Consider the following 8,498-nt stretch of genomic DNA (forward strand, 5'->3'; position numbering starts at 1 on the left):
AAATCTATTTGTGAATTAAACAAATTTAATTGATTGAGAAAGAAACAATTGTTGATGTAAAAAATACTTTTATTTGTTATTTACATCATTTAATTTGTTCTAAAAAACTTTTTATTATATTTTTAAGTCAATTTTTATTGACTTTGTATGCAAATAAATTAGAAGCCATGAACAAAAGCTACACCAAATCAGACCTGGAACAAATCATAGGCCTACAACAAGAAAGTTTACAAGCCCTACAAAAGGCATTGGGCAATTTGCGACACCAAAATGAACGTTTGGAGCGCAGTAACCAAAAACTAAGAAAAAAGATTTCTGAATATGAGTAGAAAAAGTGGGATATACTGGATTCGAACCAGTGACCTCTGCCCTGTCAAGGCAGCACTCTAAACCAACTGAGCTAATATCCCATTAAAAAGCGGTGCAATATCGGAAATTTGTCGCCAATCTCCATATTCTGCCGAATTCTTTTGTGTTTCATGGAGGGAAATGTGCAGTAATTGTTCTTTTCAGCTTGGGATACAACAACCGATTTAAGGCTCATGTTGTAATTCCATTGTGTACATTTCTTCTTGATTTTGTTGTTTTTCATAAAATATGTCAATTTTTCGTCAACTTATTTCATGACAGGACAATTCTTAGCTTTTACCAAAAAAGAACCCTGCTGAAAACAACAGGGTCCCAATGTTTATATATGGTTTTGAAAGTTAATTTTGAGTAGATATTTCTGGGTTGTTTTGAATTTCTGACTGTGGAATTTCAAAGGTCAACCTTTCATCATCATAGGTGATTGCCACACCTACATTGGAAAGGTGGTTGGAACCTCTAACCACAGTTCCTTGATTTCTTTTAAGGGACAAGTAGCTTTTGCCTTCTCCCCAAAGCTCAATTCGGGTTTGCAAGTAGATTTCGTCCATAAGTGCTTGTCCAGAAAGGCCATCGATGTAGGCTGTGCTTGGCAACCTTTCATCCAACAGAGCTTTAAGCATAGTACGAGCACTTGCATCATCCCCAGATTTAGCAGCTGCCTCGGCATGCAATAAATACATTTCTGATACCCTGAGATATACGTAGTCAGTTGTTATATTGGCCTGGCCCCCTATAACCTTTTCCGGGGCATAGAATTTATTTAAAGGCATCAAATCTGTATAATCACCTATAGGTTCTGCAAATTGTGATTTTCGGACATCATCTGAAGGAATGGCAGCATACAAATCAGAATCCATAGCTTTAGCATCTCCGGCCCAAGCATAGCTATAGGTATAAAGATCCATTTGGCCCCACCACGAAACAAGCCCAAGACCCGCATCTACAGTAAGGTCAACACCCCACATCCATCCAGGTGTGTTCAAGTCATTGAATCCTTCCAGAACTTCATTTGAATTCATAAGTGCATACCCCCCATTGTTAATAACATCAGCGGTTAAATCCATTACTTGTTGGTGGCTATCACCTTTAGATGCGAGCACATAGGCCAAAATACCTTGGGCAACAGATTTATCAACCTTACTTTTGGAATCTCTTGCAAAGTCATTCAACAAAGAAATTGCATCATTCAGGTCCTTTTCCATCAATGCATATATCTCATTTGTTGTGACTTTGGGTCCATTCAAATCATCTGGGCTGTCATAAATAGGCAAAATTTCCGCCGATGGATCATAGGAATTGGAAAAATACTGGGTCAAATAAAAATATGAATGGGCACGGATGGCTTTTGCTTGGCCCATTAGATATTTATTTTCTTCCAATTCAGGTACCACATCATTTCCTCCCAATGCATCGATAACCAAATTTGCTGAACGAATAATACGGTAGTAATACCTCCAAACAATATAGTTTCTTGTCCTTGTAAAATCTGTAGTAGCTTGAAACTCTGTTATGTCTGCTCTGTACCAACCATAAGTGCTTACCGAAAGGGCCATGTCGCCCGAAAGCATATCACTATAAATATCATAGCCTTTGTGGCCAAAGTCATCGTGTCCAGTGGTTCCACCACTGCCCGGATCGAACATAGTTGAGTAAATCCCTGATATTGTTCCCTCAATTACGGCTGGGTTAACCGCCGCTGCTTCACCAACTTGTTCTTGTGTCAAGAATTCAGACGGTTGGTTGTCCAAAAAATCTTTTTCACAGCCCACCAATAACAACAGGAAGGCTATAACCGAAAACTTTATATTACAATTTTTCATAATCTTTTTTCTAAAATTTAACTCTTACACCTAAGGTTACAGTTGTTAAAGGAGCATAAATCCTCCTTGCAGAACTACCATTCTCCCTTACAGATGGATTAAAACCTTGTCTAGCAGTCTTGATGGCCAAATTGTCTCCTGACACCCAAATATTTACACCTTTTAATCCTATTTGGTCAATATTCCTCTTTGGAAAAGTGTATCCAATTTTGGCATTGTTAAAGGCTAAGTAATCTGTACTGATCAACCATCTTGTTGTTCCTACTCTTTGATCTTGGCCAGTGGCATCGTCCAAACGTGGAACATCTGTTACGTCTCCTGGGGTTTGCCATCTCTGGGCAATGTCCTTGTGGAAATTGGTTGAGGCTGCGCCAAAGTTATCGCTCATCAATTCTGAATACTGGTTATCCATTGCCCAGCCACCCAAGCTGTAGGTAAATTGGGCAGAGACATCAAAATTCTTTACTTGGGCTGCCAATCTGAATGCACCTATTAAATCTGGAATTCCTGATTTGCCCACGTATTTCTGGGTGGCATCAGCATAAGTCTTGGTTGTTTGTCGCTCTACATTGGCGTCGGGGTTCTCATCTAGATAGGCCATCATATCGGAAATTCCATCTTCACCGTCATCCAAAGAACCGTTGCCATTAGTATCATTGAAGTACTGATAATACATACCAACACCATCCTCTGGATCTACACCGGCCCATTCCCTGATATAGAAATCATAGATTGAGCTTCCTTTGGAGTACCCATATGGAGATGCTGAAGTGTCCAAAATTCTTGGTTCTCCTGTGGATGGCTCTAGGGGCATTGTTAAGATTTCGTTGTTCACACGTGAACCGTTGATGGATAGGTCCAATTTGAAGTCTTCTTTGTCAAAGATGTGTCCGGTAAGGTCAAATTCGATACCTTGGTTCATCAATTCACCATCATTTACGGTAACAATTGCAATACCTTGCGACGGACCAACCCTTCTCGAGAAAATTAGGTTATCTGTCTTTTTACCATAGTAGTCAACAACTCCATCCAAGAACCTTCCCAAACCAAACTCAATACCGGCCTGGAACATTTTGGATGTTTCCCAAGTTAGATCTGGGTTTCCGTTATCTCTGATGGAAAGGGAAATCTGATCATTAAGGTTGTTGATGTCATAGGTGTCATAAGCTACATAGTAATCTTCGTCAACTGCTTGATCCCCTGTAAGACCATAAGATCCTTTCAATTTTAGAAAATTGAAAAAACTATTGTTTGACATGAACTCCTCGTTGGAGATAACCCAAGCAGCACCAACAGAACCGAAAGTACCCCATTTCTCATTGATAAATCTTGAGGAACCGTCCCTACGCACGGAAGCTGTCAAGAAATACTTCTTATCATAGTCGTAGTTAACTTGTCCAAAGTAAGACTCTATACTATATCCCCTTGAAAAACCCGTAGGTGGTCCCTGAGAAACAACAAAGTTGTTCAATTCATAAATATCAGGGTGTACGGCCAACCTTTTGGAGGCAACACTTTGCTCTCTTTCAAATTGGTTATTTTCATGAGCCACTAGGGCTTCGAAAGAGTGGCTTCCAAACTCGGTTTGGTAGCGAAGGAGTTTAAGAAAGTTTATTGTCAAGAAATTCCTATCTCTTTGATACAAGTCACCACCCGTGGAAATACCTCCACCATAGAAGGGATTTGAAAAGGATTTGTAGCGTTCTGTGGCAAACTGTGCTCCAAAACGGGTCTCAAAAGTCAAACCTTCTGCTATGTTCACGTTAACTGAAAAGTTGCCGTTGACTTCATGCCGGTTTGTACCTACAAAATCATACAAGGCAGAAGCAATTGGGTTCAATTGATCGGCATTTGGTCTTGATCTATACCCTGAAGCGGTACCATAGTCATATTGGTAGCCTCCAAAAATATTATCCTCTACCAACTGGTAATTGTCATCCCTTAAGAAAACAGGAAAGATGGGTGCCATTTTGTCGGCAAACTCAAAAAGGTTTTCAGAACCTACAGTTTGACCATTGTTTTGACTTTTGGAGTATGCATACCCGGCGTTAACACCCACATTCAACCACTTCTTAACTTGTGAATCGGCATTTAAGCGGGCTGTATATCTTTTGTAGCCTGTGTTGATTGCGTAGCCATTGTCATCTAAATATCCTATGGATGTGAAATATTTACTTTTATCGTTGCCTCCACCCATTCTAAGATTGGTCTCTGTTCTAATGGCTGAATCAAATGCTAAATCAGCATACCTTTGTGGAGTATATCTTCTTACAACACCTGGTCTAACAGTGCTGGTTAAAGGGTCTATCAATTCACCGCCATCTGCTACTTCCCACATATTATAACCCGGGTGAACATAATTTGCAGTAAACAAATTGGCATTGGCAAAAGCAACTGGGTCATCTTCACCATCCAGGGCAGCTCTGTTGCGGATACCTTCCCAAACGTAACCGATATACTCCTCAGGGGAGGTTATCACATTATACCTTGGGATCAACTGCATGTTGAAACCGGATTTTACATCAACCTCAACAAAAGATTCATCGACAGAACCTGTTTTAGTGGTGATTAGAATAACGCCGTTTGCTCCACGAGAACCATAGATAGCCGTAGCTGTGGCATCTTTTAGTATGGTTGTACTTTTAATGTCTCCAGGGTTAATGGAGTTGATACTGCCTGTAAAGGGAACTCCATCAACAACATATAATGGATCTCTATTACCGTTGACTGAACCATACCCCCTAATACGAATTGTAGAGGAAGTTCCAGGTTGCCCGGATTGGTTGATTACCGTTACACCTGCGACCTCACCTGCCAATGCCTGCGATACATTGGAGAATGATTTCACTTCCAAAGCCGCAGCCTCAACAACGGACGCTGTTCCTGCAAAGGCTTGTCTTGTAGTTGTCCCATAGCCGACCACTACAACTTCTTCCAAGGCTTGGGCATCTTCTTCCATCTGTACATTAACAACGTAAGAGGTTCCGACTGTTCTTTCTGTGTCTTTTTGCCCTAGATAACTGAAGTACAACCTTTGCCCTTCAGAGGCCTCGATGGAGTAGTTGCCATCAAAATCTGTTTGAGTACCTGTTGTGGTTCCAACAACAACAATGGACACGCCAGGAAGTGGCAGTCCGTTTTGATCGGTCACGGTACCTGTGACCTGGTTTTGTTGCGCAAGTGCTACCGTAAAACTACAGATAAACACTAATGCCATCCAATAAATTTTTGATTTCATAAAAGTTAATTAAGAGTTAGTTATTGCAACCGAACAAGGCAGGAGATAAATCTTAAATTTTGTAGGCTAATTCAAATAATCTTCAGTTATAAAATGAAAACTAAAATCTTGGGAAGAGTAAGGTTTAGAGCTCCTACTTTGAACATTGCACTCCAAAAAAAACAAAAGAAATAAAAGGCGATGTAAATGCTTAACAACCTTTACACCATGGCCGAACCAAATTAACATTCAAGGCGGTATTGATTCCTTACGGCCATTGAAGGTGTTGATTTTCAATCAAGAAGGCAGCTATGAAAGTCTAGTGGCAAGTGAAGTACTACTGGAATAAGTATGAGGGCTATGTTGTTTGTTGGATAATTATATTAAGAAGTAAGGGTAGGGGTATTTAAGCCGCATTATCAATAAACTCGGTTGGAGTAGTCCTTGTGATTTTTTTGAATGCCTTATAAAATGAAACCCGATTATTGAAACCACATTGGTAAGCAATATCTGATATGGAATAAGATAAATTATTACTAATGCTTGAACTCAGCTTATTTTTGGCTTCTTCAATTCTATATTGATTTATATAATCATAAAAACTCATCTTAAAGTTTTCATTGATAACTTGCGAGGCATGATGCCTTGAAATATCAAGAAGTTCAGCAATATCATCTAACCGTAGTTCATGATTCAGATAAGGTTTTTTGGTTGCCATCAAGTGCTCAAGTTTGCTTTTCAGTTCAAAAGAAAACGATTCAGAAAGTCCGGTTTTTTCATATTTAAGTTGCTTCTGGTTAAAAGATGAAACTGAATTCCGTTGTCTCCTACTACCATCTGGATGAGTAATACATAAGTAGATCAGAGTCGCAAAAAGCAGCAATTGCGTAAAAAAAGCACACACAAGTAGTAGGCTATAAAATTTCTCACCTAATCGAAGCCAATAGTAAAAGGTCAACAAAACTGTTTGAACAAATAAGAACGAAACGACTAAAAGCAACCTTTCCCTAAATGGCTTTTCCTTTTCTGAGGAAAGTAAAAAAAATGCCATCAGTAGTCCAAAAATTGAAAAAAATAATAATATGTACTTCCAAAAGGACATAACATGTGTTTTTGGAAGATTTTTGAATTAGCCTTATTCTCCTAGGTCAAAAATGATAAAAATGTAAATTGGATAGGAGGCGTAATTGACGAAACCCCTGTTTGGGTTTATAGAAAAGGGTTCTTGCTCTTTTTTAGATACTTAGAGTACTATTTCCGAAAGCCCAATTACGGTTTTGAACCCCATATCATTAAAAATAGTTCAATGTCTGCTCATCTCCCGCAGTCAGAATAAAATTCCCGCCCCATGCTTTTGATGGCACCTGGATATTCTGGAAAAAGTTGTGGTTTTACCGTTGGAATTTGAAGGATATTGGACATTATAGCTTCAGTTGGTCCATGAGCGATTGAAATTCATCCAATCCAACGGCATTGACCATTTTTTCCGTGAGGGAAGAAATAACCTGAACAAGGTCTTGCCTGTTGAACCGCTGATTTCGATAGGCGGGTATGGCCTCCTTGCTACTCTGCTTCTGGTTGAGGTGCACAAAATAAGGGGATTCTTTGAATGAAGAATCAAAACCCACCTCATTATCTTTTCAAAACCTATTTTCGGCTATTGCATAAAATAATGGCTTATCGAAGCACCAAGACCTACCAATTGATGAATGCCCCTAATCAATTGATGAATGAAAAAATGAGGTGGAATATTTGGGTTATGAATCTTTAGGAAATGAAGAAAACTTCAACTACAAAATGGGGAGATATGAAATCGAAGCTGTAATCCCTACTCTTTCAAAGCGGTGCAGAAATCTGTCACCAATCTCCATATTCCGCCGAATTCTTTTGTGTTTCATGTAAGGTAATGTGGAGCAATTGCCCTTTCTCCAACTTGGGTTTTAGGATGTCGTAAATGACTTTTACAAAATATTCCGTGGTAGGAAAAATACCCTCGAATTCTGGACAATCTTCATTCAAGTTCTTATGATCAAACCGTTCTTCAATCTCATCTTTGATCAAGCTTCCCAGTACGGCCAAGTCCATCACAAAACCAGTATCTGGGTCCACCTCTCCCCTAACCCTGACTTCCAAATCAAAATTATGCCCATGATAATTGGGGCTGTTGCACTTTCCAAAAACAGCAATGTTCTTTTCTTGGCTCCAATTAGGATTATGGAGCCGATGGGCGGCATTAAAATGGGCTTTTCTGCAAATGGTGACAATCATACTGCAAAGCAAATAAAAAAGACGATAACCATTGGTTATTCATTCACAAAATTGATAGGTCCTATGTTAAATGACCTTCTACCCTCGCCTATATGGAAGCAAATGAGGGCTTCACAGTCCTTTCATGAGGGGACAAACTCTTTTCAACCTTGGAATCAAACCCATGGAAGTTTCTTTCAAGAATTGAATATAGGGGTTCAGGTGTTTCACTATCAATGGAAACCTGCCCTCCATCGGGGTCAACCTCAACAGTAATCAACGAGCGGTATTCCATCAAGTGCTCGGCTTCCCTAATAAGAATTAGGATTACCTGAAGTTCCACTGCATATTCCAAGTTTAAAAGATGCAGGGAATTTTGCTGATTGATTTTTCCAGTTGATTTCCAATTGATTTTCACTGTATCCTTTTCTACAAAAAAACTTCTTGTTGGATTAATTTACAATTATTAAACGTTAAATTAACATTGAAATGGTTGTGAAAATACACTTTTGAAAAGTGGACCCCTTAATATCAGGCCACACACTAAGTCATGGAAACAAAAGACCTCCGAAAATTCGGAGGTCTTTCAATTGTTGTGGGCGCTGAGGGATTCGAACCTAATTCGCCAACCCTTATGTTTATTACGTTTTTCCTTGCCTATGCTTTTGCTGCTAACCGAATTACAGACCACTTTTGGTAACCTTACTTCGTAGATGTCAAATCTAACTATAAAATATTAAACAAACATATACACCAACTAAACACTAAAATGAGTCGGGATGACTGAATCATCGACGAAATCTTATATTGCCGAAAATCATAGTTTTACCCTGTAACCTTGAAGG

Annotated in this window: 8 protein-coding genes and 1 tRNA gene; 1 reads left to right on the plus strand and 8 read right to left on the minus strand. The window is 39.2% G+C overall.

Features of this window, described 5'->3' with window-relative positions:
• Positions 1-167 precede the first annotated feature (167 nt).
• On the plus strand, positions 168-329 hold the full coding sequence (locus A7D14_RS19995) for a hypothetical protein (RefSeq protein WP_176712375.1): 162 nt from the start codon (positions 168-170) through the stop codon (positions 327-329).
• A 6-nt stretch (positions 330-335) separates the two neighbouring features.
• On the opposite strand, the gene A7D14_RS06660 is transcribed toward A7D14_RS19995, so the two are convergent.
• The 8 genes from A7D14_RS06660 to A7D14_RS06695 all read right to left on the minus strand — a co-directional run bounded on the left by A7D14_RS06660 (position 336) and on the right by A7D14_RS06695 (position 8,071).
• Positions 336-410, minus strand: a tRNA-Val gene (locus tag A7D14_RS06660).
• Positions 401-592: a hypothetical protein gene (locus A7D14_RS06665; protein WP_067031802.1), complete on the minus strand. Its 192-nt coding sequence runs from the start codon at positions 590-592 to the stop codon at positions 401-403. The genes A7D14_RS06660 and A7D14_RS06665 overlap by 10 nt, the downstream gene beginning before the upstream one ends.
• A gap of 115 nt (positions 593-707) precedes the next feature.
• Entirely contained in the window at positions 708-2,189 is a 1,482-nt protein-coding gene (locus A7D14_RS06670) for a RagB/SusD family nutrient uptake outer membrane protein (RefSeq protein WP_067031805.1), read from the minus strand.
• A 10-nt stretch (positions 2,190-2,199) separates the two neighbouring features.
• On the minus strand, positions 2,200-5,406 hold the full coding sequence (locus A7D14_RS06675) for a SusC/RagA family TonB-linked outer membrane protein (protein ID WP_313790819.1): 3,207 nt from the start codon (positions 5,404-5,406) through the stop codon (positions 2,200-2,202).
• Between the two features lie 406 nt (positions 5,407-5,812).
• Positions 5,813-6,508 carry a helix-turn-helix domain-containing protein gene (locus A7D14_RS06680; protein ID WP_083158009.1) on the minus strand — a complete coding sequence of 232 codons (696 nt, stop codon included), beginning with the start codon at positions 6,506-6,508 and terminating at the stop codon, positions 5,813-5,815.
• Positions 6,509-6,827: 319 nt separating this feature from the next.
• Positions 6,828-6,995 carry a hypothetical protein gene (locus A7D14_RS06685; protein WP_218058510.1) on the minus strand — a complete coding sequence of 56 codons (168 nt, stop codon included), beginning with the start codon at positions 6,993-6,995 and terminating at the stop codon, positions 6,828-6,830.
• Positions 6,996-7,263: 268 nt separating this feature from the next.
• Positions 7,264-7,674: a 6-pyruvoyl trahydropterin synthase family protein gene (locus A7D14_RS06690; RefSeq protein WP_067031816.1), complete on the minus strand. Its 411-nt coding sequence runs from the start codon at positions 7,672-7,674 to the stop codon at positions 7,264-7,266.
• 88 nt (positions 7,675-7,762) lie between these two features.
• Positions 7,763-8,071, minus strand: coding sequence for a hypothetical protein (locus tag A7D14_RS06695; RefSeq protein ID WP_067031819.1), 309 nt, complete (start codon positions 8,069-8,071; stop codon positions 7,763-7,765).
• Positions 8,072-8,498: the final 427 nt, after the last annotated feature.

The sequence above is a fragment of the Allomuricauda sp. CP2A genome (assembly GCF_001683915.1).
GTDB lineage: Bacteria > Bacteroidota > Bacteroidia > Flavobacteriales > Flavobacteriaceae > Flagellimonas.